The organism is Allonocardiopsis opalescens (assembly GCF_003002095.1).
In the GTDB taxonomy this organism is placed as follows: Bacteria; Actinomycetota; Actinomycetes; order Streptosporangiales; family Streptosporangiaceae; genus Allonocardiopsis; species Allonocardiopsis opalescens.
Genome location: NZ_PVZC01000001.1, coordinates 945,065 through 967,146, shown reverse-complemented (window position 1 = coordinate 967,146; position 22,082 = coordinate 945,065). Strand labels below are relative to the sequence as shown.

The 22,082-nt window shown below is 75.3% G+C and carries 18 protein-coding genes; 5 read left to right on the top strand and 13 right to left on the bottom strand.

Annotation, left to right across the window (positions count from 1 at the left end; genetic code table 11):
- Positions 1-195 precede the first annotated feature (195 nt).
- Positions 196-1,134: an SPFH domain-containing protein gene (locus CLV72_RS03845; protein ID WP_106239254.1), complete on the top strand. Its 939-nt coding sequence runs from the start codon at positions 196-198 to the stop codon at positions 1,132-1,134.
- 37 nt (positions 1,135-1,171) lie between these two features.
- Complete coding sequence (locus CLV72_RS03840) at positions 1,172-1,399, top strand: type II toxin-antitoxin system antitoxin (protein ID WP_106241270.1); 228 nt, start codon at positions 1,172-1,174, stop codon at positions 1,397-1,399.
- Between the two features lie 10 nt (positions 1,400-1,409).
- Here CLV72_RS03840 and CLV72_RS03835 read toward each other — a convergent pair whose 3' ends face one another.
- From CLV72_RS03835 to CLV72_RS03780, 12 genes are all read right to left on the bottom strand, one after another.
- Positions 1,410-2,033 carry a GNAT family N-acetyltransferase gene (locus CLV72_RS03835; RefSeq protein WP_106239250.1) on the bottom strand — a complete coding sequence of 208 codons (624 nt, stop codon included), beginning with the start codon at positions 2,031-2,033 and terminating at the stop codon, positions 1,410-1,412.
- 246 nt (positions 2,034-2,279) lie between these two features.
- Entirely contained in the window at positions 2,280-3,017 is a 738-nt protein-coding gene (locus tag CLV72_RS03830) for a (2Fe-2S)-binding protein (RefSeq protein ID WP_106239247.1), read from the bottom strand.
- Between the two features lie 83 nt (positions 3,018-3,100).
- Entirely contained in the window at positions 3,101-4,510 is a 1,410-nt protein-coding gene (locus tag CLV72_RS03825; RefSeq protein WP_106239244.1) for a glutamine synthetase family protein, read from the bottom strand.
- Positions 4,507-6,387, bottom strand: coding sequence for an IucA/IucC family protein (locus CLV72_RS03820; RefSeq protein ID WP_245929847.1), 1,881 nt, complete (start codon positions 6,385-6,387; stop codon positions 4,507-4,509). Before CLV72_RS03820 ends, CLV72_RS03825 begins: the two co-directional genes overlap by 4 nt.
- Positions 6,384-8,267 (bottom strand): IucA/IucC family protein, encoded by a 1,884-nt coding sequence (locus tag CLV72_RS03815; protein ID WP_106239238.1) that lies wholly within the window; start codon positions 8,265-8,267, stop codon positions 6,384-6,386. Before CLV72_RS03815 ends, CLV72_RS03820 begins: the two co-directional genes overlap by 4 nt.
- Positions 8,251-9,528 (bottom strand): hypothetical protein, encoded by a 1,278-nt coding sequence (locus CLV72_RS03810; protein WP_106239235.1) that lies wholly within the window; start codon positions 9,526-9,528, stop codon positions 8,251-8,253. Before CLV72_RS03810 ends, CLV72_RS03815 begins: the two co-directional genes overlap by 17 nt.
- Entirely contained in the window at positions 9,525-10,925 is a 1,401-nt protein-coding gene (locus CLV72_RS03805) for a lysine N(6)-hydroxylase/L-ornithine N(5)-oxygenase family protein (RefSeq protein ID WP_106239232.1), read from the bottom strand. Before CLV72_RS03805 ends, CLV72_RS03810 begins: the two co-directional genes overlap by 4 nt.
- Positions 10,922-12,427 carry a pyridoxal phosphate-dependent decarboxylase family protein gene (locus tag CLV72_RS03800; protein WP_106239229.1) on the bottom strand — a complete coding sequence of 502 codons (1,506 nt, stop codon included), beginning with the start codon at positions 12,425-12,427 and terminating at the stop codon, positions 10,922-10,924. Before CLV72_RS03800 ends, CLV72_RS03805 begins: the two co-directional genes overlap by 4 nt.
- Positions 12,424-13,827, bottom strand: a complete 1,404-nt coding sequence (locus tag CLV72_RS03795) for a diaminobutyrate--2-oxoglutarate transaminase family protein (RefSeq protein ID WP_211302679.1) — start codon at positions 13,825-13,827, stop codon at positions 12,424-12,426. Before CLV72_RS03795 ends, CLV72_RS03800 begins: the two co-directional genes overlap by 4 nt.
- A gap of 3 nt (positions 13,828-13,830) precedes the next feature.
- Positions 13,831-14,421 carry a GNAT family N-acetyltransferase gene (locus tag CLV72_RS03790; protein ID WP_245929846.1) on the bottom strand — a complete coding sequence of 197 codons (591 nt, stop codon included), beginning with the start codon at positions 14,419-14,421 and terminating at the stop codon, positions 13,831-13,833.
- 152 nt (positions 14,422-14,573) lie between these two features.
- Complete coding sequence (locus CLV72_RS03785; protein ID WP_106239225.1) at positions 14,574-15,905, bottom strand: alanine racemase; 1,332 nt, start codon at positions 15,903-15,905, stop codon at positions 14,574-14,576.
- A gap of 77 nt (positions 15,906-15,982) precedes the next feature.
- The gene (locus tag CLV72_RS03780; protein WP_106239221.1) at positions 15,983-17,077 is read right to left on the bottom strand and encodes an ABC transporter substrate-binding protein; all 1,095 of its coding nucleotides are present in this window, start codon (positions 17,075-17,077) and stop codon (positions 15,983-15,985) included.
- Between the two features lie 152 nt (positions 17,078-17,229).
- On the opposite strand from CLV72_RS03780, the gene CLV72_RS03775 reads away from it, so the two are divergent.
- The 3 genes from CLV72_RS03775 to CLV72_RS03765 are packed head-to-tail and all read left to right on the top strand — an operon-like array spanning position 17,230 to position 20,221.
- Positions 17,230-18,297: a FecCD family ABC transporter permease gene (locus CLV72_RS03775; protein WP_106239218.1), complete on the top strand. Its 1,068-nt coding sequence runs from the start codon at positions 17,230-17,232 to the stop codon at positions 18,295-18,297.
- Positions 18,294-19,388 (top strand): FecCD family ABC transporter permease, encoded by a 1,095-nt coding sequence (locus CLV72_RS03770; protein ID WP_106239214.1) that lies wholly within the window; start codon positions 18,294-18,296, stop codon positions 19,386-19,388. The genes CLV72_RS03775 and CLV72_RS03770 overlap by 4 nt, the downstream gene beginning before the upstream one ends.
- On the top strand, positions 19,385-20,221 hold the full coding sequence (locus CLV72_RS03765) for an ABC transporter ATP-binding protein (protein WP_106239211.1): 837 nt from the start codon (positions 19,385-19,387) through the stop codon (positions 20,219-20,221). The genes CLV72_RS03770 and CLV72_RS03765 overlap by 4 nt, the downstream gene beginning before the upstream one ends.
- Before the next feature lie 480 nt (positions 20,222-20,701).
- Here CLV72_RS03765 and CLV72_RS03760 read toward each other — a convergent pair whose 3' ends face one another.
- Positions 20,702-21,673, bottom strand: coding sequence for an ATP-binding protein (locus CLV72_RS03760; RefSeq protein ID WP_106239207.1), 972 nt, complete (start codon positions 21,671-21,673; stop codon positions 20,702-20,704).
- Positions 21,674-22,082 lie beyond the last annotated feature (409 nt).

The following is a 22,082-nucleotide window of genomic DNA, read 5'->3' as shown; positions in this document are numbered from 1 at the left end:
CACCGAAGGTCGGGAACGGGGAAAACCGGCCGAATCCCTTCCGAGCCGGAATACACGATCCCGCCTCCGCGCCGCCGCGGGCAAGCGCTTGGCCGACCCCGGCCGCCGGGCCGATCGCACCGGATCCGCGAAAATGTGATATCACTATGACATTAGATATCGCCGTACCGCGGCACCGATCAGGAAGGACGCGAGATGAGTGTGGGACCCGAGGTCGACGTCTCGGTCGAGATGCCCGCCCCCCAGGTGCGCGAGCGGCTGATCACCGGATCGTCGGGCATCCCCGTGCTGGGCCTCGGCCTGCTCGGGCTGATCGGCGGCGCCGGAGTGGCGGTGTGGGGCATCGTCACCGCCGCGAACGACGCGCCCGCCCTGGGCGTGCCCATGATCCTGGGCGGGGTGCTGCTCGCCGTGGGCAGCTTCATCGTGCTGTGCGGGCTGACCAACGTCGCCCCCGGCGAGGCGCGGGTGGTGCAGCTGTTCGGCCGCTACACCGGCACGATCCGACTCGACGGGCTGCGCTTCGTGAACCCGCTGACCAGCAGGCACAAGGTGTCCACCCGGATCCGCAACCACGAGACCGCGACGCTGAAGGTCAACGACGCCGACGGCAACCCGATCGAGATCGCCTCGGTGGTGGTCTGGCAGGTCAAGGACACCGCCCGGGCCAGCTTCGAGGTGGACGACTTCGTCGAGTTCGTCGGCACCCAGGCCGAGACGGCCGTCCGGCACATCGCCAACAGCTACCCCTACGACGCCCACGGCGACGGCGAGCTCTCGCTGCGCGACAACGCCGACGAGATCACCGAGAAGCTCTCGCTGGAGATCGCCGCCCGGGTGGAGTCGGCCGGAGTGCACATCATCGAGTCCCGCTTCACCCACCTGGCCTACGCGCCGGAGATCGCGCACGCCATGCTCCGCCGCCAGCAGGCCGGCGCGATCGTGGCCGCCCGGCAGCGGATCGTGGAGGGCGCCGTGGGCATGGTCGAGCTGGCGCTGGCGCGGCTGGCCGAGCACGAGGTGGTCGACCTGGACGAGGAGCGCAAAGCGACCATGGTGAGCAATCTGCTGGTGGTGCTGTGCGGCGACCGCGACGCCCAGCCCGTGGTCAACACCGGCTCCCTCTACCAGTAGCCGGGCGGCCGCCTGGCGGCACCCGCCGAGGAGGATGGTGACCGAGCGCAAGAAGGTCCTGCTCCGGCTCGATCCGGCGGTCCACGACGCCCTCGCGCGGTGGGCCGCCGACGAGCTGCGCAGCACCAACGCCCAGATCGAGTTCGTCCTGCGCCGCGCGCTGGCCGACGCCGGGCGGCTGCCCGGCAACGCCGGGAGGATCCCCCGCCGCGGCCGCCCGCCCAAGGAGCGCCCGAAACCCGACGGCGAGGCCGAGCCGGCCTGACCGGCCGCCCCTAGCCCGTCGGCGGGCGCCGCATCGCCCAGGTGCGCGGCCCGCCGCCCGGCAGTTCGACCTCGGCCGCGAGCTCGAAGCCGAGCCGGCGGTAGAAGGCGACGTTGCGCTCGCTGGAGGTCTCCAGGAAGGCCGGGATCCCGGCCCGCTCGGCCGCGGCCAGCCCGGGGCGCAGCACCGCGCCGCCCAGGCCGCGGCCCTGGGAGCCGGGGTCGACCCCCACCGCGGCGAGGAACCAGACGGGTTCGCGGGGGCGGTGCGGCTCCATGGCCTCCTCCGCCGCCCGCATCGCCTCGGCGCGCTCGCCCGCCAGCCCGTCCAGCAGTGGCGCCACCTCGGCGAAGCCCGGGGACGGGTCGCGTTCGGGGGTGGTCCACACGGCGACGGCGCGGCCGCCGCCGGCCACCCAGACCCGGCCGTAGGCCATCCCGACCCGGGTGAGGAACAGCTCCTGGAAGCGGCGCACCCGCTCGGCGTGGCCGTCGGCCGCGATCACGTGCCGGGTGAAGGGGTAGTCGGCGAAGGCCCGCGCCAGGGTGTCCACCGCCGCGGGCACGTCGGCGGGGACGGCGGGGCGCACCCCGTGGTCGTCGGTGATGGTGGTCCTCCCCTGTGGTGTCCTCATGGCGGCGGAGCGCCGCCCGGCCGGCCGGCGGGGACCAGGAAGGCGACCCCGCATAGGCGGTGCGGTGGTAGCGGCTGAGGCCCTCGATGACGGAGGCGCGGGCGGCCGGGACCACGTGGACCGCTCGCCAGGCGAGCAGGTGCGGCGGTGGCGATCAGCGCGATGAGCTGGGCGTCCACGCCTGGATTGTGCCAGAGCGCGCCCGCGCGCCCGAACGGGCGGGCGGAGCGGACGCGCGCCGGAGCCTCAGGAGCAGGGGCGGCGGATGTGCTGGCCGCCGGGAGCGGTGATCTCGTCGCGCTGGGCGTCGCTGAGCAGCGGGCAGGTGAGGCAGACCTGGCCGCCGGGGACCTGGTAGTAGAAGCAGCAGGTGCGGCGGAGCGGGTAGGGCTTGGCGGCGCCGTCGGCCGAGACCAGCTCGGCCGGGTCGACCAGGCGGCCGTAGGGGCAGGGCACCGCGTCCAGCAGCCGCTCGACGTCGGCGAGGGTGGCGGTGTCGTCGTCCAGCAGCGCCCAGGCGAGCCCGGACATGATCGAGCCCCACATGCCGCGGGCCCCCAGCCGGGTGACGTCGGCCAGGGTGCGTCCGACGGGCTCCAGGTGGCGGACGACGACCGCCTCCACCAGGGCGGACAGGCCCTCCTCGGCGTCGGCCAGCGCGGCGGGGGGCGGTGTTCCGCGCCCGCCCGGCGGGCGCAGCCGCACGCAGCGGAGGTCGGAGTCGAGCTGGAGCTCGACGTGGTCGAGGCCGACCTCGGCACCGGTACCGGTGCGCATCCAGCGGGTGGCGGGCTCCAGCGCCACCCAGTAGGTGTACGCCTTCCACCACAGGGCGGCGGCGACGTGCTCAGGGGCCTTCCACAGCCGCTCGTGGCTGCGCAGCGCGGTGCGGAGCACGTCCGGGTCGAGCATGGCCGAGCCCGGCAGCCAGCCGTCGGCCGCCTCGGCGGTGCCGGAGAGGGCACCGAGCTCGCGCACGGACATACCGTCGGACTCCTCACGTCGTCGCGTTTAGCTTAGGCTAGCCTAATGGCAAGGACGCTGCCAGCGCGACCCGGGTACTCCGATCACCAGCGCTCGAATCCCCTGCGGCGCTCCCAGTCGGTCACCTCTGCGGCGAAGGCGGCCAGTTCCGAACGCCCCGCCGCGGCGTAGTGCCGCACCGCCTCGGCGCCGAATGCCTCGCGCGCCGCTTCGCTGCCCTCCCACAGCCGCACCGCCTCCTCCAGCGACTCCGGCAGGCGGGGCAGCTCGGCCGCGAAGGCGTTGCCGTCGAAGGGCTCCCCCAGCGGCAGCGCGCGCTCGATCCCGTACAGCCCCGCCGCGACGATCGCCGCCACCGACAGGTACGGGTTGGCGTCCCCGCCCGGCACCCGGAACTCGATGCGCTGGGACTCCCGCTTCCCGACCACCCGTACCGCACACGTCCGGTTGTCGACGCCCCAGGCCACCGCGCTGGGCGCGTAGGCGCCCGGCGCCAGCCGCTTGTAGGAGTTCACGGTCGGTGCGTGCAGCAGCGCGAACTCGCGCATGCAGGCGAGCTGCCCGGCCACGAAGTGCCGCAGCGCGGGCGCCAGCCCGTCGGGACCGGCCGGGCCGCCCGCACCGCCCTCCTCCTCCGGCGCGAACACCGGGCGCCCCTCGGCGTCGCGCAGCGACAGGTGGACGTGGCAGGAGTTGCCCTCGCCGCCGTCGAACTTGGCCATGAAGGTGAGGGCGGCGCCCGCGTCGGCGGCGATCCGGCGGGCGCCCGTCTTGTACACGACGTGGTTGTCGCAGGTGCGCAGGGCGTCGTCGTAGCGGAACACGATCTCGTACTGGCCGGGGTGCACCTCGCCCCTGGCCGACTCCACCCGCAGCCCGGCGCGGGTCATCGCGGTGCGGATCTCGCGCATCAGCGGGTCGATCCCGGCGACGGCGCCCAGCGCGTAGTCGGCGCTGTGCCGGGTGGCCGGGGTGAGGCCGCGGTAGTCGAGGCGGTGCGCCTGCGCGTAGTCCTCGGCGAAGACCAGGAACTCCAGCTCGGTGCCTGCCAGCGCCCGCCAGCCGCGTCCGGCCAGCCGGTCCAGCTGGCGGCCCAGGACCCGGCGCGGCGCCACCTCCACGGGCTCGCCGCCGGGCCAGTGCGCGTCGCCGAGCACCAGGGCGGTGCCCGGGTCCCAGGGCAGGTAGCGCAGGGTGGACAGGTCGGGGGCCACCGCGAAGTCGCCCAGGCCCCTGGCCCAGGGGTCGAGCGCGTAGCCGGGCCTGGCCTCCATGTCGATGTCGACGGCGAGCAGGTAGACGCAGGCGTCGAAGCCGCCGGGCACCACCCGCTCCAGGAAGTACTCCGGGTCCAGCCTGCTGCCCTGCACCCGGCCCTGGAGGTCGGGCAGGCCGACGATCACGTTGTCGATCGCGCCCGAGGCGGCGTCGGCGCGCAGCCGCTCCAGCGGGACCGGGAACGGCGGCCGCTCGGCGAGCGGGCTGCTGCTCATCGCTCCTCCTCCGTCGGTACGTGCAGCGGGTTGGGCACCCGGGAGGCGTCCAGGTGGAACTCGGCGTCGCGCTCGGCGCGGTCGTGGTAGCCGCCGCCGAGCAGCCGCTCGCGGTTCAGGCAGACCCGCTCGAAGTCCGGCCCCAGCAGGTCGAACAGGGCGAAGCGCCCGGCCAGCTCGGGGAAGCGGGCCTGGTAGCCGAGCACCCGGCCGCGCACCAGCTCCCAGAAGCGCGCCTCGGGCACGCCCAGCTGCTCGGCGGCCAGCGGCGCGAGATAGCGGAAGTGCCCGGTGAGCAGCGACTTCACCAGGGAGGCGGTCAGCTCGGGCGCGCCGAAGCGCATCAGCACGGCCAGCGCCTCGGGGGGCAGGTCCGCATAGGCGTCGATGTCGGTGTCGAGCAGCTTCATGTCATCGACGAAGTCCTTGACGGCCAGCCGCACCGGCACGTCGCGCTCGTCGTAGACCACGATGGCGTTCTCGCCGTGCGGGTTGAAGGCCAGCCCGTACCGGTACAGCAGGTGCAGCAGCGGGGGCAGCACCGCGCCGAAGAGCCGGTCCAGCCACTCCTCGCCGGTCAGCCCGGAACGGCGGACCAGCTCGGCCGCCAGCGCGCGGCCGGCCGGGTCCACGTGCAGCAGCGCGGCGAAGGTGCGGGCCCGCTCGCCGGGGTCGAGCAGGCGGTCGACCGGCTCGCGCCACAGCGCGCCCAGCAGCTGCCGGTACCGGTAGGGGGCGCCGGGGATCGCCTCCAGCGAGGGGTGGCGGACGGCCACCGCGGCCACCTCCCCGGGCAGCACGATCCGGCATTCCTCGGCGAGGAAGGGATCGCGGTCGCGCAGCGCGTGCACCCAGGCGGTGCTGCGCGGGGCGGCCCGCGCCAGCTCGGTGGGGATGCCCCGGTAGACCATGGTGTTGAGGATGGACAGCGACAGCTTGACGTTGAGGCGGTCGGGGCGGTCCATATTGGTGAAGGTGCGGATGGACTGCTGCGGCAGGTAGCGGTCGGCGGCCTCGCCCAGCGGCACGATCCGCCCGCCGGCCAGCTCGGCGGCGAAGTGCGGCACCACCACCTCGTCCCACTGCCAGGGGTGCACCGGCAGCCACACGTAGCGCTCGGGGTCGGCGCCGGTCGCCCCGGCGCGGGCCAGGCCCTCGCGCAGCGCCGCGCCGAAGCGGCTCCGGTGCCCCTCTCCCAGCTCCGCGGCGCGCAGGGCGGCCATGTCCAGCCCCTCCACCGCGTGGTAGTCGGCCAGGTCCGGGTGGACCGCGATCCACGGCAGCGGCATGAGGCGGCGCGCCTCGGGCGCGTAGCGGCGCCGGTCGGCGGCGGAGAAGCCCACCCTGCCCTTGTTGGCGAAGATCCACGGGTGCCCGGTCTGATAGCCCTCCAGCTCGGCGTAGGGCAGGTCCGCCAGCCGCGCCGCGTCCGGACCGGTGGCCAGCAGGTGCGCGTCGGCGCTCAGGGTGGCGCTCAGCTCGGTGACGGTGAGCGCGGTGACGGCCGGGTCCATCCGCCAGTGCGCGGCCAGGTCGGCCAGCAGCGCGAACGGGTCCTCGGCCGGGGCGGCGCCGCCGGCGGCGTGCCGCAGCACCGATCCGTACTCCAGGCGCCAGCCGTCCAGGCTGGTGCGGCGGGCGGCGAAGGAGTAGGCGACCGGTCCGCCGTCCCCGCCGTCCAGCCGCACCGTCCAGCGGCCCTCCCCGGCCGGTTCGGGGCGCAGCGCCTCCTCGAAGCTCAGCTCGGCGAGCATCTTGGCCGCCAGCTCGCGGGCTGCGCGCCGCCAGTGCTTCCCGGTCAGCTCGGGCGGCAGCGCCATTGCGGCTGACCCCGACGGCGCGGCCGGGCCGGGGGCGGTCTGCGGTGCGGCGGTCACGCGCGGCCGCCTTCCGGTGCCTCCGGCGGGCCCGCCGGCGCGGTGCCGGGCTCCGGCCGGTGCAGCGGGTTGACGACCTTGCCGTACATGACGTCGAACTGGGCGTCGCGCTCGGCGCGGTCGTGGAAGCCGCCGCCGATCAGCTGCTCCCGGTTGAGCGCCACCCGGTCGATCACCGGCGCCAGCAGGTCGAACCAGGCGAAGCGCTCCGAAAGCTCCGGGAAGCGACCGTGGTAGGCGGTGATCTCCTCGCGCACCAGCGCCCAGAACGCGTCCTCGGGCACGCCGAGGTGCCGCTCGGCGATGTCGGTGAAGTAGCGGAAGTGCCCGGCGCAGATGGCCGAGAGCACGGAGTGGGCCAGCTCGCCCGGCTGCCAGCGGTGCAGCACGGCGCGCACGTGCTCGGGCAGCCGCGCGTACTCGGGCAGGTCGAAGGGGAGCAGTTCGACGTCGGAGCCGAAGTCCTTCAGCGCGATCCGCACCGGCACCTCGCGCCGGTCGAAGACGAGCACCACGTTCTCCCCGTGCGGGGTGAAGGACGCGCCGTACCGGTACAGGTAGTGCAGCACCGGCGGGAGCAGGGCGTGCAGGAAGGCGCGCAGCCAGGCGTGGGCGTCCAGGCCGGAGCGGGCCACCAGCTCGGCGGCGAAGGCGCGCCCGTCGCTGCCCTCGGTCAGCAGCGCGGCCATCGTCCTGGCCCGCTCGCCCGGCTCCAGGTAGTTGTGCACCGGCTCGCGCCAGATCGCGCCGAGGAGCTCGTGGTAGCGGTACGGGGCGTCGGGCGCCTCGGCGAAGGCCGGGTGCGGCACGGTGACCGAGGCCGACTCCGCCAGCATCGCCACCCGGCACTCCTCGCGCAGGAACGGATCCCCGTCGGCCAGTTCGCGCAGCCAGGCGGTGGTGTGCGGCGCGCACCGCGTCTGGGTGGCCGACAGGCCCCGCCACACCAGGGTGTTGCGGATCATCAGCGGCACCTTGACATTGCGCCGCGAGGGCTTGTCGAGGTTGGTGAGGGTGCGCACCGACTGGAGCGGCCGGTAGCGGTCCGGGCTCTGCCCCAGGTGCACCAGCCGCCCTTCGGCGATCTCGGCGGCGAACAGCGGCCGCACCACCTCGTCCCACTGGAAGGGGTGCACCGGCAGCCACAGGTAGGCGTCCGGGTCGGCGCCGGCCGCGCGGACCGCGGCGGCGAAGGCGGCGCGGGTGGCGGGGTCCAGCTCCTCGGCGAGCAGCCGGTGCCGGTCCAGTCCGGGCACGGCCTGGAAGCCGCCGAGATCGGGGGCGACCGCGATCCACTCCAGCCGGAAGTCGCCGCGCGCCTCGGGGGTGTAGCGCTCGGCGTCGGCCGCGGAGAAGCCGGTGCGGCCCTTGTTCAGGAACATGCAGGGGTGCCCGGTCTGGTGCGCCTCCAGGTCCTCGTGGGAGAGCTCGGCCAGCTCGGCGGCGGTGGGCAGCGAGGCGCGCAGCCGGGCGTCGGCGGTCTGGGTGGCGGTGATGTCGCGGACGACGTCGGCCAGCACGTCACCGGGCAGCCCGATCGCGGACCGGGCGTCCAGCACGAAGCGGCGCGGGTCGCAGGCCGGCTCCTCGGCTCCGCCGGCCGTCCGGACCAGCGAGGACGGGTCCACCCGCCAGGCGCCGAAGGCGGCGCGGCGGGCCGTGAAGCGGTAGGTGACGCCGCCGTCGAGGTCCAGCCGCCACCGGCCGGGGCCGCCGTCGGGGACCGGCACCGCCATCTCCTCATAGGCCAGTTCGGCCACGGTGCGGGCCAGCAGCGCGGCCCCGGCCGCGCGCCAGTTCTCCCGGTTCAGCACCGGATCGGTACCGCTGGGGGGCGGCGCCGACGCAGGCGGGCCCGCCGGGCTAGCCGACACGGACATCGTCACTCTCCTTCACCGGTGGCCCGGCGGCGGGTGCCGCCGGGGGCCGGGCGGACGGGCGGAGCAGGGCGAGCGGCGCGAGCAGGGTCAGCGCCGCGAACAGGCCGGCCCCGGCGGCCAGCGGCGCCGCCAGGTCCGCGCCGGCCAGCGGAGTGGCCAGCACCGGGCTGACCAGGGTGCCGACGGTACGTCCCGTGCCGACGGCGGCGAAGGCCGGCCCCCGGGTGCCGACCGCCTCGAACACGCGCAGGTCCAGGGCGATGTGGCCGAAGCCGAGGCCGGCGCCGAACAGTATCCTCCCGGCCACCAGCAGCGGCCCCGGTTCGGCGGCCGGCAGCTGCATCAGCAGCCCGGCCGCGCAGGCCGCGCACGACAGCGGCAGCAGCCAGCCGCCGAGCAGCCGGTGCACCCGCACCACCGACGGCAGCACGGCGACCGCCACCAGCTGCGGCAGCAGGTACAGGACCGCGGCGGCGAGCGGCCCGGCGCCGCCCGCCTCGGCGTAGGCGGTGAAGAAGGGGCGCACCACCTGGCGGCCCACCTCCGACACGAGCACCAGCACCGCGAGCAGCGCCACCGCGCGGACCAGGGTGCCCGCGGACCCGGCGCCCCCGGCCGACCCGGCCCGCGCGCCCACCGGCGCCTCGCCGGTGGCGGCGGCGGTCCCGGCCGCGCCGTCGGGGCGCCCGGCCGCACCGGCGCCCCGGCGCGAGCGCAGCAGCACCCGGTAGCAGGCGGCGGCCAGCACGATGTCGACCAGCGCGAAGGCCGAGATGCCCCAGCGGACCTCGGGCAGCGCCATCACCCCGGCGCCGATCAGGGTGGCGGCCACCGTGCCGATGTTGATCACGTAGGCGTAGCTGCGCACGTCCCTGATCCGGTCGTGCTCGGCGCCCAGGCTCATGAAGGCCGGATAGGCCAGCACGAGCGCCATCGTGGTGAACACCAGCGCGGCCGACAGCACGGTGAAGGCGGTGAAGGTGGGGGCGAAGCCGAGCGCGAAGCTGAGCACGGCCGAGGCGGCCAGGCCCGCCACCACCAGCCATCCCACCGGGACGCGTCGGGCGGCCAGCCCCCACAGCGGCAGCGCCGCCACGGCGGTGAGCCGGCAGACCCAGATGAACACGCCGGTGGCGTTCAGGTCGGTGATGCCGAACAGCCGCTCGAACAGCTGCGGGTAGAACGGGCTGAGCGCCACGTCGGCCACCAGGTGCAGCACGATGACCGCGAGGTAGACGTGCCGGGTCGCCCGCGTGCTCACCGGCGCGGCCCCCGCTCCCCCGGCCCGGCGCCGTCGGACCCGTCGACGCCGAAGGTGGTGTAGGCGGTGCGCTCGGGGAGCCGGTAGACGGTGCGGCCGGTCACCGCGTTCAGGATGGTGGCGCTCCGCCACGCGCCCAGGCCCAGGTCGGGTGCGCCCACCCCGTGGGTGTGCTCCTCGGCGTTCTGCACGTACAGGCCGCCGCGCACCTTGGGGTCGGTGGCGACCCGGTAGTCGGCGCCGACCCGCAGCCGGCCCCGTCCGTCGGTGCCGAGGAAGGCGGCGAGCGGGTCGAGCAGGTCGGGGCGGCGCGGCCGGTAGCCGGTGGCCGCCACGATCCGTCGGGTGCGGAAGGAGAAGGCGCGGTCCTGGTCGAGGTGGTGGCAGTGCAGCCGGTAGCCGCCGCCGTCGCGCTCGGCCGCCGACAGCTCCACCCCCGGCATCAGGGTCGCCTCGGGCAGGCCCGGGCGCAGGCTCCGCTGGTAGAGGGCGTCGTGGATGTCGGCGATGGTGTCGGCGCTGATCGCCTTGTACAGCTGCCACTGCCGGGGCACCAGCCGGTCGCGGACCGGTTCGGGCAGGCCGTGGAAGTAGCGGGTGTAGTCGGGGGTGAAGTGCTCCAGGCCGAGCTTGGAGTACTCCATCGGCGCGAAGGCGGGCGAGCGGGTGATCCAGCGCAGCCGCCGGGGCGCGGGGTCGCGCAGCAGCTCCAGGAAGACCTCGGCGCCGGACTGCCCGGAGCCGACCACGGTGATGTCGTCGGCGGCCAGCAGGGTGGCGGCGTGGCGCAGGTAGTCGCCGGAGTGGCAGACCTCTCCCTCGGGGGGCGCCGCCCCGCCCTCCGCCGCCAGCAGCTCCGCCAGCGGTCGCGGCAGCGCCGGCTCGGTGCCGATGCCGAGCACCACGTCGCGGGCGCGCACCTGGTACCCCGCGCCGCCGGGCGGCCGGACCTCGACGGCGAAGGCGTCGCCGTCCCAGCGCACCGACGCCACCGGAGCGCCGAAGCGGCAGCGGCCGCGCCGCTCCAGCTCGCGGGCGACCCACCCGCAGTAGGCGTCGTACTCCACCCGGGGCATGTGGAAGCGCTCGGCGAAGTAGAAGGGGAAGAGCCGGTCGTGCTCGCGCAGGTAGTTGAGGAAGGACCAGCGGCTGGTGGGGTCGACCAGGCTGACCAGGTCGGCGAGGAAGGGCACCTGGAGCCGGGCGCCCTCCAGCAGCAGCCCCGGGTGCCAGCTGAAGGACGGCTCGGCCTCCAGGAACAGCGTGTCCAGGCCCTCGACGGGCTCGGCGAGCGCGGCCAGCCCCAGGTTGAAGGGGCCCAGGCCGATGCCGACCAGGTCGAAGGCGTGCGCGCCGGATCTGGCGCCCGGCTCGCCCGGGCCGTTCGGCGTGCTCATCCGGCCTCCCCCTCGGGGGCGGCGGCGCCCGCCTCCTCGGCGGCTCCGGCCGCCGCCACCTGGTCCACCAGCGCGTCCACATCGGCGGGGGTGGCGTCGGGGTTGAGCAGGGTGAGCTTCAGCCAGATCCGGCCGCCGAACTCGGTGCGGCCGACCACGGCGCGCCCCTGCGCGAGCAGCCGGCGGCGCAGCGCGGCGTTGGCGCGGTCGTCGGCGGCGTCCCCGGCGCCGGTGCGGTAGCGGAACACCACCGAGGTGAGCACGGGCGGGGCCGCCAGCTCCAGGCGGGCTTCGGCGGCGATGCGGCGGGCGGCGTGCGCGGCCAGCTCGTGGCAGCCGTCGACCAGCGCGCCCAGGCCGCGGCGGCCCAGGGCGCGCAGCGTCACCGCGATCTTGAACACGTCGGCGCGGCGGGTGGTGCGCAGCGACCGGCCGAGCAGGCTCGGGTAGCCGGCCTCCTCGTCGTCGGCCGGGTTGAGGTAGGCGACCTTCCTGGCCAGCGGCTCGAACAGGGCGGCGTCGCGGGTGAGGAACACCCCGGCGGCCACCGGCTGCCAGCCCAGCTTGTGCAGGTCGAGCGCGACGGAGTCCGCCCGGTCCAGGCCGGTCAGCAGCCCGGCGAGCCGGTCGGAGAACAGCGCGCCGCCGCCGTAGGCGGCGTCCACGTGCAGCCAGGCGCCATACTCGGCGGCCAGGTCGGCGACGGCGGGCAGCGGGTCGATGCCGCCGAGGTCGGTGGTGCCCGCGGTGGCGACGACGGCGGCGGTGAACTCCCCCGCCGCCGCGACGGCGTCCAGCGCCGCGCGCAGCGCCTCGGGCCGCATCCGGTGGCCCTCGTCGACCGGCACCGCCAGTACGGCGTCCTCGCCCAGGCCGAGCAGGGCGGCCGAGCGCTGCACCGAGAAGTGCGCGGCGGCGCCGCACAGGATCCTCGGACGGGCCGGTGCGGCGGCCACTCCGGCGCGTGCGGCGTCCACGCCGAAGCGCTCGCGCAGCGCGGTGTCGCGGGCCAGCATCAGCCCGGTGAGGTTGGACTCCGTGCCGCCCGTGGTGACCACGCCCCCGGCCGCCGCAGGGTTGAAGCCGACCAGCCCGGCCAGCGCCCGCACGACCTGGGGTTCGAGCACGGTCGCGGCCGGCGCCTGGTCCCAGGAGTCCAGGGACTGGTTGAGCGCCGAGGCGGCCAGGTCCGCGGCGACCGCCACCGCCAGCGGCGGGCAGTGCAGGTGCGCGGCGCAGTGCGGGTCGGCAGGGTCGGCGGCGCCCGCCGCGTACCTGCGGGTCAGCTCGTACAGCGCGCCCGGCCCCTGCGGCTCCTCGGGCAGCGGCTCGCCCAGGTCGCCCAGCAGCGCGGCGGCCAGCCGCCCGGGCGGCCCCTGCGGCGCCGGGCCGCCCCGGTCGGCCCGGCCGTCGGCGAGGCCGCGCAGCGCCTCCTCGACCAGTTCCGCGAGGGCGTCCGCGTGGGCCGGCGCACCCGGCGGCACGCGTGTCGGCAGGGTCATCGCAGCGTTCTCCGCTCCGCGGTCCCGATCGCGTCGGCCAGCACGGCCAGCACGCGGTCCGCTTCCTCGTCGGTGATGGTCAGCGGCGGCAGCAGCCGCACCACGGCATCGTGCCGCCCGCCCAGTTCCACGATGACACCGGCGCGCAGCGCCTCGGCCTGCACCCTCCTGGCCAGCAGCGGGGCGGCGGGCAGCGCGCCGAGCGCGTCGGGCTCCCCCGACGGGTCCACGATCTCCAGGCCGAGCATCAGGCCGCGGCCGCGGGCGTCGCCGGCCGAGGCGAAGCGCCCGCGCAGTTCGCGCAGCCGCGCCAGCATCCGCTCCCCCAGTTCGGCGGCGCGCTCGGCCAGCCGCTCGGCCGCGATGAAGCGCAGGGTGGCGGCTCCGGCCGCCATCGCCAGGGTGGTGCCGCGGAAGGTGCCCGCGTGCGCGCCGGGGCGCCACACGTCCAGGTCGTCGCGGTAGGCGATCACGGCCAGCGGGAGCCCGCCGCCGATGGCCTTGGACATGACCATGATGTCGGGCAGCACGCCGGAGTGCTGCACGCCCCACATGGCGCCGGTGCGCCCGGCGCCGGTCTGCACCTCGTCGGCGATCATCAGGGTGCCGTGCCGGGCGGTCAGCTCGCGCAGGCGGCGCAGCCAGCCGTCGGGGGCCGGCACCACGCCGCCCTCGCCCTGCACCGGCTCCACCAGCAGCGCCGCCGCCGGGGTGACGCCGCCGGAGGGGTCGTCGAGCAGCCGGGCGGCGTACTCGGCGGCGACGTGCTCGCCCTGCTCGCCGCCGATGCCGAACGGGCAGCGGTAGGAGTAGGGGAAGGGCAGCCGGGTGACGTCGGCGGCGATGCCGGTGACCGGCTCCTTGGCGGCGACGCCACCGGAGACGGCCAGCGCGCCCAGCGTCATGCCGTGGTAGGCGCCGGTGAAGGCGAGCAGGCCGCCGCGGCCGGTGGCGGTCTGGCTGAGCTTGAGCGCCGCCTCCACCGCGTCGGTGCCGGCCGGGCCGCAGAACTGGACGCGGGCCCGCTCGGCGAACGCGCGGGGCAGGCCGGCCAGCAGCGCGTCGGTGAAGTCGTCCTTCTCGGGGGTGGCGAGGTCCAGGGTGTGCAGCATCCGGCCGGAGTCGAGCACCTTGCGCAGGGCGTCGACCACCACCGGGTGGTTGTGGCCCAGGGCGAGGGTGCCGGCGCCGGACAGGCAGTCCAGGTAGCAGCGGCCGTCGGCGCCCTCGACGGTCATGCCGTGCGCCCGGACGGGGACGACGGGGAAGCGCCGGGCGTAGGTGCGCGCGGCGGATTCGCGGCGCTCCTGGCGGTCCAGGATGCCGCGCATCGCGGCGCGGTCGGGTACGGGGGCGGACGCCTGGTCGACGTCGGAGCTGAGCATCGCGGAGTCGGCCACGGGTCAGCGGGCCCGCAGCGGCAGCACGATGGCGGTGTGCCGGCGCCAGCCGGGATAGGGGACGGTGGTGCCGACGGCCATCCACCCGTGCCGGAGGAAGACGGAGAGTGCGTGCTCGTTGGACTCCGCGACCAGCCCGGCGGCGCGCTCCTCGGTGCGGCCGGTCAGGAAGGCGGCCATGGCGGTGCCGGTGAGGCCCAGGCCGCGGAAGCGCGGCAGGATCAGGCCCTCGCACACCGCCACGGTGCGCCCGGGCCACTCCTGGACGAAGCCGGGGTCGGGCTCGGGGTCCAGGCCGCGCCACCAGCCGGTGTCGGGCCCGAGGGTGTATCCGTAGACGAAACCGGCGGGCTCCCCGCCGACGTGCCCTGCGGTCAGCCGGAACCCGGGCCGGGCGGCGCTGTGCGCCAGGCGGGCGGCGAAGGGCGGGTCGCGGTGGTCGGCGAGGTGCGCCGCACCGGCGTAGACCTCGGCGTACAGCGCCGCCCAGGGGGTGGGGTCGCCGGCGACCTCCTCGCCGTCGAGGTGCGTGTACTCGACGGCGGCCTGCGGCGGTGCGGCGGTGCGCATGGGCGTCAGCTCGGCATGGGTCATGGCGGGTCCTTCGCTAGGTGCGTGCGGCGCGCGGCGCTGCCTCCCGGACGCGGGGCGCGGCCGACTGCGGACGGATCCACGCATCCATCCGCTACTTAGGTATGGCTAACTCAAATCAGGCAATGCTTACCTTAGTTGGCCCGAGAGGGCCGTCAAGGAGCACCCCCCGTGAACCGGGCGTCACCCGCCGCCCGGGCGGCGGGCTCGGCCGGCCGCCCGCCCACCACGGACCCGGGGGCCGCGGTGGGCGGCACCGAGCGCCGGAACGCGGGCGGATGGCCCAGGAAGGCGGGCATGGCGAACTCGAAGCCGTAGGCGCCCGCGTTGGGGAAGACCACCACGTCGCCGGCCCGCAGCAGCGGCACCGTCACGTCCCTGGCCAGGGTGTCCTCCGGAGTGCACAGCTCCCCCACCACGGTCACCGGCACGCCGCGCGCCTCGGGGCGGGGCCGCCCCGGCGGCCAGTCCGGCACCGGCACCACCGCGAAGTTGTGCCGCAGCTCCCAGGAGACCGGCAGCTGGAAGTGGTTGATACCGCCGCGCAGCACCGCGAAGGCGGTGCCGTAGCTGGTCTTCACATCGGTGACCTCGGCGGCGTACCAGCCCGCCGGCGCCGCGATCCAGCGGCCCGGCTCGACGACCACCTCGACCCCGGGGTCGGGCAGCCGGCGCAGCTCGGACGCGAACAGCTCCAGGTCGAAGGCGTCCTCGTCCTCGAAGGGCACCCCGAGGCCGCCGCCGACATCCACCAGCCGCAGCGCCACCCCGTGGCGGGCGGCGGCAGCCGCCGACCACTCCAGCACCGAGCGCACGTAGCCGGCGTGCGCGGCGGCGTCCAGGTTCCCGCTGACGGCGTGCACGTGGAAGCCGGCCAGGTCCACACCGGGCAGCGACCGGGCCAGCGCGACCGCGGCCGGGACCCGCTCCTCGGGCAGCCCGAACGGGCTCGGCACACCGCCCATCGCCAGCGCGCCGCTGACCGCCACCCGGTCAGGGTTGATCCGCAGCGCCACCCGCAGCCGGGTCCCGACCGCCCCGGCGGCGGCCGATATCCGGTACAGCTCCAGCTCGCTCTCGGCGTTCACGACCACCCGGCCGCGTCCCTCGGCGTGCGCCCGCGCCAGGGCGGCGAGCATCGCCTCGGACTTGCCGGGGCCGCTGGCCGCGATCCGGCGCGGCCCGCCCGCGGCCAGCGCCTGCTCGGCCTCGGCCGCCGACGCCACCTCGAAGCCGTCCACCGCCCCGGCCAGCCGCTCGACCAGCGGCGGGTATCCGTTGGCTTTGAGGGCGAAGTAGACGCGGGCCCAGCCGGGCAGCGCCGCCCGCAGCGCGGCCGCGCGCCGCGCGGCCAGGTCCGGGTCGTACAGGTAGCCGGCGACGGGCTCGCCGCCGCCGGCCAGCTCGCGCACCCGCGCGACCACGGGCGGGGGCAGCGCCGACAGCGGCCGGGCTGGGGCGCCCGCGAACGAGCGGGGCAGCTCCATGGGCGGTCCTTCCTGGTGCGGGCACGCGTACGGCGGGGACAGGGCGTTCGGACGCCCCTCCCCGCCGCGGCGGTGCGCTACTCGTCGGCCGACGCCTCGTCGCTCGGCTCCCCGCTCGGCCCGGCACCGGGCGACGCGCTCGCGCCGCCGACCGCCGGGTCGACCCCGAACTCGGCCGCGATGTCGTCCAACACCCGGTTGGCGGCGATGACGCCGACACCGGAGATCCAGTAGGCGTCGTCCACCTCGTGCTGGACGCCCTGGAGCTGGTCCCACAGCGGGCTGGAGGTATAGCGCTCGCGGTCGGCCTCCACCTCGCCGGTGCCGTCGGCGTAGGTGGCCACGAAGATGTGCTCCGCATCCAGGTCCAGGATCCGCTCGGGGCTGTGGTAGGTGACGATGTCCTCGGTCTCGGCCTGGCCCTCGGGGGCCGGCAGGCCGAGATCGTCCAGGATCACGCCGATGTAGGAGTTGCGCGAGTACAACCGCACGCCGTCGGCGTCGCCGGCGAAGCGCACGATCGAGACGGTGGGGGCACCGCCCTCCTGCTCGCGGATGGCGTCGCCGATGGCCTGGGCGCGTGCCTCGAAGTCGGAGACCAGCCGCTGCGCCTGCTCCTCGCGGCCCAGCGCCTCGCCCGCCAGCAGCAGGTTCTCCTTCCAGGTGGCGCCGGTCTCCTCTGAGTAGACCGTGGGCGCGATGGCGGAGAACTGGTCGTAGCCCTGCTCGTCGCGGACCCGGGCCGACAGGATCAGGTCGGGGTCGGTCTGCTCGACCAGTTCGGGGTCGGCCTGGGTGAGCAGTCCCACCGGGCGCGCGTCGGCGGCGTAGGTCTCGGCGGCCTCGCCGAAGTACGCGGGCAGCGGCTCGTCCTCGGCCACGAAGGTGGTGTAGCCGACGAGGGTCGCCTCCAGGGCCAGAGCCGCGTCGACATAGGTGGCGTCCAGTGCGAGCACCCGCTCGGGCGCCGTCTCGATCACCGTCTCGCCCATGGCGTGCTCGACCACGCGGGGGAAGCCGTCCGGGCCCGGGGTGACCGACGCGGGGTCGGTGCCCTCGGCGCCGCCGCCGCAGGCGGAGACCAGTGCGACCGACACCGTGACCGCGGCCAGGCCCAGGCCGATCCGGCGTGCGCCGGAGCCGCCCCGGCGGGCGCGTTGCGTGCTGTACATAGCCGAACCCACTCACATTCCAGCCGCCCGCCGCCGATACCCCGCGGGCCACTTAGCCGAACCTAACTTAGGCGTGGCAAACTTAATCAGGCCGTACCGTAAAGAGCAACCGCCCGCATCGCCACCCGTCCGCCGCGCCCGGAAGGAACCGAGTGACCACCCCGACGACCGCGACACCCCCGGCCGCGGCGGCCGTCGCGGCGGGGCCGCCCGAAACGGGCGCCCGGCGGCGGCGTCGGGCGGTCGGGCTGCTGGTGCTGCTGGCCGCGCTGGCCGCCGCGGTAGTGGCGAGCGTCACGGTCGGCACGAACCCGCTCTCCCCCGGCACGGTGTGGCAGGCGCTCACCTCCACGGCGGGCCCCGAGGCGGACGTGATCGTGCACGAGATCCGGCTCCCGCGCACCCTGCTCGGACTGCTGGCCGGCGCCGCACTCGGCCTGGCCGGCACCCTCATGCAGGGCCACACCCGCAATCCGCTGGGCGACCCCGGCCTGCTCGGCGTCACCCACGGCGCGGCGCTGGCGGTGGTGCTGTGCATCGCGCTGCTGGGCGTCACCGACCTGCTCGGCCTGGCCTGGTTCGGCTTCGCCGGGGCGGCCCTGGCCGCCGTCGCCGTCTACCTGGTCGGATCCACCCGAGGCCGCGGCCCCACCCCGCTCAGCCTGGCGCTGGCCGGTACCGCGGTCAGCTGGCTCACCTACTCGCTGGTCTCGGCGATCGTGCTGATGGACCAGCAGACGATGGAGTCCTTCCGGTTCTGGCGGGTCGGCTCCCTGGTGGGGCGCGACCCCGCGATCCTGCCGCAGATGCTGCCCTTCCTGCTGGTCGGCGTGGTGCTGGCGCTGGCCAACGGACCCGCCCTGAACGCGCTGGCCCTCGGCGACGACGTCGCCCGCTCGCTGGGCCACCGGGTGGGGCGGGCGCGGGTGGTCGGACTGCTGGCCATCACCCTGCTCACCGGGGTCACCGTCGGCGCCTGCGGGCCGATCGCCTTCGTCGGTCTGATCGTGCCGCACCTCGCCCGCGGGATCACCGGCGCCGACTACCGCTGGCTGCTGCCGTACTCGGCGCTGCTCGGCGCCGCGCTGCTGGTGGCCGCCGACGTGATCGGCCGGGTCGTCGCGCCGCCCGGCGAGCTCCAGGTCGGCATCGTGCTGGCGATCATCGGGGCGCCGTTCTTCATCGCGCTCGTCCGCCGCAGGAGGCTCGTCCGGCTATGACCCTCCTCGCCTCCGCCCCAGGGGCGCCCGTGCGCCGCCGCGGGCGCCTGGTGGTCAGGATCGGCCCGTTCTCGGCCGTCCTGCGCCTGCGCGGCGCGGCCACCGTCGTGCTCGGTGCGCTGGCGCTGCTCGGCACGCTGCTGGCGAGCCTGCTGATCGGCCACAGCGACGTCCCGGCAGCCGACGTGATCGCCACCGCGCTCGGGCTCAGCTCCGACAACCAGTTCACCGTCTGGCAGGTGCGGGTGCCGCGGGCGGCCACCGGCGCGCTGGTCGGTGCGGCGCTGGCCATGTCCGGCGCCATCACCCAGACGATCATGCGCAACCCGCTGGCCAGCCCGGACCTGCTCGGCGTCACCCACGGCGCCAGCGTCGCCGTCGTGGCGATCGCGGTCGCGGGCGGCGTCTACGGCGCCGTCAGCGGACTGCTCGCCCAGCTCGGCGTGCCGCTCGCCGCCCTGGCCGGCGGGCTGCTGGCCGGCGGCGTCCTGTACCTGCTCGCCTGGCGGCGCGGCATCGACGGCTACCGGGTGCTGCTCATCGGCGTCGGTATGTCGGCGGTGCTGATGAACGTCACCCTGTGGCTGCTCACCCGGGGCGAGGTCACCGACGCCGGACGGGCACTCGTCTGGATCACCGGCAGCCTCAACGCCCGTACCTGGGAGAACGCCGTCCCGGTGGCGATCGCGCTGGCCGTCCTCGTGCCGCTCGCGCTGCTGGGCGCCCGCTCGCTCGACGCGCTCGGCCACGACGACGACACCGCGCGCGGCCTGGGCGTGCGGCTCGACCGCGACCGCTCCGTGCTGCTGCTGCTCGCCATCCTGCTGGCCGCCATCGGCACCGCCGCGGCCGGACCGATCCTGTTCGTCTCGCTGGCCGCCCCGCAGATCGCGCTGCGGCTCGCCGGCGGCCACCGGCCGCCGCTGCTCGCCTCCGCTCTGGTGGGAGCGGTACTGACCTGCGGTTCCGACCTCGCCGCCCGCAGCCTGTTCGGTGCCTTCCAGCTGCCCGTCGGAATCATCACCGGCAGCCTGGGAGCCGCCTACCTGATCTACCTCCTCGTCCTCCGCAACCGGAAGGCCAGCGCATGACCGAGCCGCCCCCTCCGCAGGTGCGACTGCACGCCGAGGGCCTGCGCCTGGGCTACGACGACACCATCGTCGTCGACGGCCTGGACCTGGACGTGCTCGACGGCACCATCACCGCCGTCATCGGCCCGAACGGCTGCGGCAAGTCCACCCTGCTGCGCGCGCTCGGGCGGCTGCTGCGCCCGCACGCCGGCCGGGTGCTGCTCGACGGAGCCGAGATCCGGCGGCGGCCAACCCGCGAGGTGGCGCGGGTGCTCGGCATCCTGCCGCAGTCGCCGCAGGCGCCTGACGGCCTCACCGTCGCGGACCTGGTCGCGCGCGGGCGCCACCCCACCCAGCACTGGTACCAGCAGTGGTCGTCCGACGACGAGGCGGCGGTGGACGAGGCGCTGCGGCTCACCGGCATCCTGGACCTGGCCGAGCGCGGTGTGGACGAGCTGTCCGGCGGCCAGCGGCAGCGGGCCTGGCTCTCGATGGCACTCGCCCAGGGTACCGACCTGCTGCTGCTGGACGAGCCGACGACCTTCCTCGACCTCGCCCATCAGGTGGACGTGCTCGATCTGATCGAGCGGCTGCACACCGAGCTGGGCCGGACGGTCGTGATGGTCCTGCACGACCTCAATCTGGCCGCGCGCTACGCCGGACGGCTGGTGGTGATGCGCGAGGGCAGGATCGTGGCGCAGGGGCCGCCGAGCGAGGTGATCACCGAGCGGCTGCTGGCCGAGGTGTTCGACTTGGAGGCACGGGTCATCACCGATCCGGTGGCCGGGACTCCCCTGGTGATTCCGGTGGGGAGTAAGCACCGGACCGAGGGTTCTCCGGTTCCGGTGGTGTGAGGGGGTTCGCCTCCTGTCTGCGGAGGCGGCCCGGTGGGATGGAGGCCGTGGGCCTCACCTCCGTTTCGGGGACGGCGGCCCGCCGTGGGCCGGGATGCTGACTGCGGACTGGTCTGCGGATGATGGTGGACGGTCACGTCGCCGTGGTACGCCACTGGCCATCGTTTCGTTGTCAACAACGGCCCCGGCTGGCCGGGACCGTGCTTCCCGTGAAGCCCCGCCGACTCGCGTCGACGGCCCTCGGGCGTCCAGGCCACTGCGGGTGCGTGCGGGGGAACCAGCGCGCATCGGCTCTCCCTCCCCTGACAGGACCTGGTAGGCGGCAACGTGACCGCCACGGTTCGAGAATGCCGCGGCGGCCAGGGCGGCGCCATCGCGGCGGCGGCGGGCTGTGGACAACCGGGCGCCGCGGATGGGCTTGTCCACAGGGGCGCTGGAGGGCTTGCGCTCGCTCCGGTGGACGGCCAGAGCCGTGATGCGTCAGTTGGGTGAGCCGACCAGCAGCGACTCGGGGCCGAACACGAAATCCGGGTCCACTTGGGTGGCGAGGTCGGCGCCCACGGCGGCGTTCGCCCAGCCGCGAGCGTTCTTGAGGTGGAACTCCACCGCCTGGCGGCCGAAGGTCTCCCAGTCCTGCGGGACGGCGCGCACCGCGTCGGCCAGCACGCCGAGCGCCTCGCGGTTGGCGGGCTCCAGGTCCGCGAGGGTGAACGGGCGGCCCTGCTCCATGGCGCGCACCGCGGCGGAGTGCTCCAGGGCGACCAGCAGCGCGTCGCCGACCTCGGCCTGCAGGAAGGCGAGGTCGTCGGGTCCGGTGACCTTGTTGCCGATCACCGCGATGCGTACGCCGTGGTCGCGGGCGTAGTCGGCGTACTGGCGGTAGACGCCGATGCCCTTGCGGGTCGGTTCGGCCACCAGGAAGGTGAGGTCGAAGCGGGTGAACAGGCCGGAGGCGAAGGAGTCGGCGCCAGCGGTCATGTCGACCACGACGTGGTCGTCGGGGCCGTCGACGAGGTGGTTCAGGTACAGCTCGACGGCGCCGACCTTGGAGTGGTAGCAGGCGACGCCGAGGTCGTCCTCGTCGAAGGGGCCGGTGACCATCAGCCGGGCGCCGCCGGGCAGCACGGCGGCGAAGCGGCGGTGCAGCCAGTCGTCGGCGCCGGGGCGCAGCAGCCGGGAGCCTCGGCCGGGCGGCGTGGTCTTGACCATGGCGGCGGCCGAGGCGATCCGCGGGTTGTCGCCGCGCAGGAACTCCTTGAGCTCGGCCAACTCACCGCCCATGGCGGGCGGCAGCCGCCGGGGGTCGGTCACACCGAGCGCCTCGCCGAGGTGCTGGTTGATGTCGGCGTCGACGGCCACGACGCCACGGCCGGACGCGGCCAGGTACCGCACGAACAGCGATGACAGCGTCGTCTTACCGCTGCCGCCCTTGCCGACGAAGGCGATTTTCACCGGGGATCATCCTCAATCCGAGAGTCCTGTGGGTGGGTGCCGCGCGGACACGTCACCGCGATACGGTCACACTCTGCAACCATGCGACGCCTGGATATGATAACCGTAATCATTCCTCGAATGTGGGCGATCAGTCGTGGCGGCCGCATCCCGAGGCTTTGGCGGGATGAACGGGCTCAGTCGGACGACGAGCGCAGCTTGCACGCACACGTCAGGGCGTGCCCCGCCGCAGGGTTGCCATCGGACGAGCAGGTCCAGGCGGGCGGCCGGCACCGCCACGGGTCAAGCCATGCGGCCGCGACGCGAGCTTCAGGGCGAACAGGCTCAGGACGGCGAACGGACCGCCGCTCATACGGGCAGGCGGCGCGGCTCCGCCGCGAGATGTCAGACGGTAGGCCGCGACATGCGG

Bases quoted from the DNA above. Each gene is read 5' to 3' on its own strand.
- CLV72_RS03845 (WP_106239254.1), top strand. From the start codon at position 196: ATGAGTGTGGGACCCGAGGTCGACGTCTCGGTCGAGATGCCCGCCCCC.
- CLV72_RS03835 (WP_106239250.1), bottom strand. From the start codon at position 2,033: ATGAGGACACCACAGGGGAGGACCACCATCACCGACGACCACGGGGTG.
- CLV72_RS03770 (WP_106239214.1), top strand. From the start codon at position 18,294: ATGACCCTCCTCGCCTCCGCCCCAGGGGCGCCCGTGCGCCGCCGCGGG.
- CLV72_RS03805 (WP_106239232.1), bottom strand. From the start codon at position 10,925: ATGAGCACGCCGAACGGCCCGGGCGAGCCGGGCGCCAGATCCGGCGCG.
- CLV72_RS03800 (WP_106239229.1), bottom strand. From the start codon at position 12,427: ATGACCCTGCCGACACGCGTGCCGCCGGGTGCGCCGGCCCACGCGGAC.
- CLV72_RS03815 (WP_106239238.1), bottom strand. From the start codon at position 8,267: ATGTCCGTGTCGGCTAGCCCGGCGGGCCCGCCTGCGTCGGCGCCGCCC.
- CLV72_RS03780 (WP_106239221.1), bottom strand. From the start codon at position 17,077: ATGTACAGCACGCAACGCGCCCGCCGGGGCGGCTCCGGCGCACGCCGG.
- CLV72_RS03830 (WP_106239247.1), bottom strand. From the start codon at position 3,017: ATGTCCGTGCGCGAGCTCGGTGCCCTCTCCGGCACCGCCGAGGCGGCC.
- CLV72_RS03790 (WP_245929846.1), bottom strand. From the start codon at position 14,421: ATGACCCATGCCGAGCTGACGCCCATGCGCACCGCCGCACCGCCGCAG.
- CLV72_RS03825 (WP_106239244.1), bottom strand. From the start codon at position 4,510: ATGAGCAGCAGCCCGCTCGCCGAGCGGCCGCCGTTCCCGGTCCCGCTG.
- CLV72_RS03785 (WP_106239225.1), bottom strand. From the start codon at position 15,905: ATGGAGCTGCCCCGCTCGTTCGCGGGCGCCCCAGCCCGGCCGCTGTCG.
- CLV72_RS03765 (WP_106239211.1), top strand. From the start codon at position 19,385: ATGACCGAGCCGCCCCCTCCGCAGGTGCGACTGCACGCCGAGGGCCTG.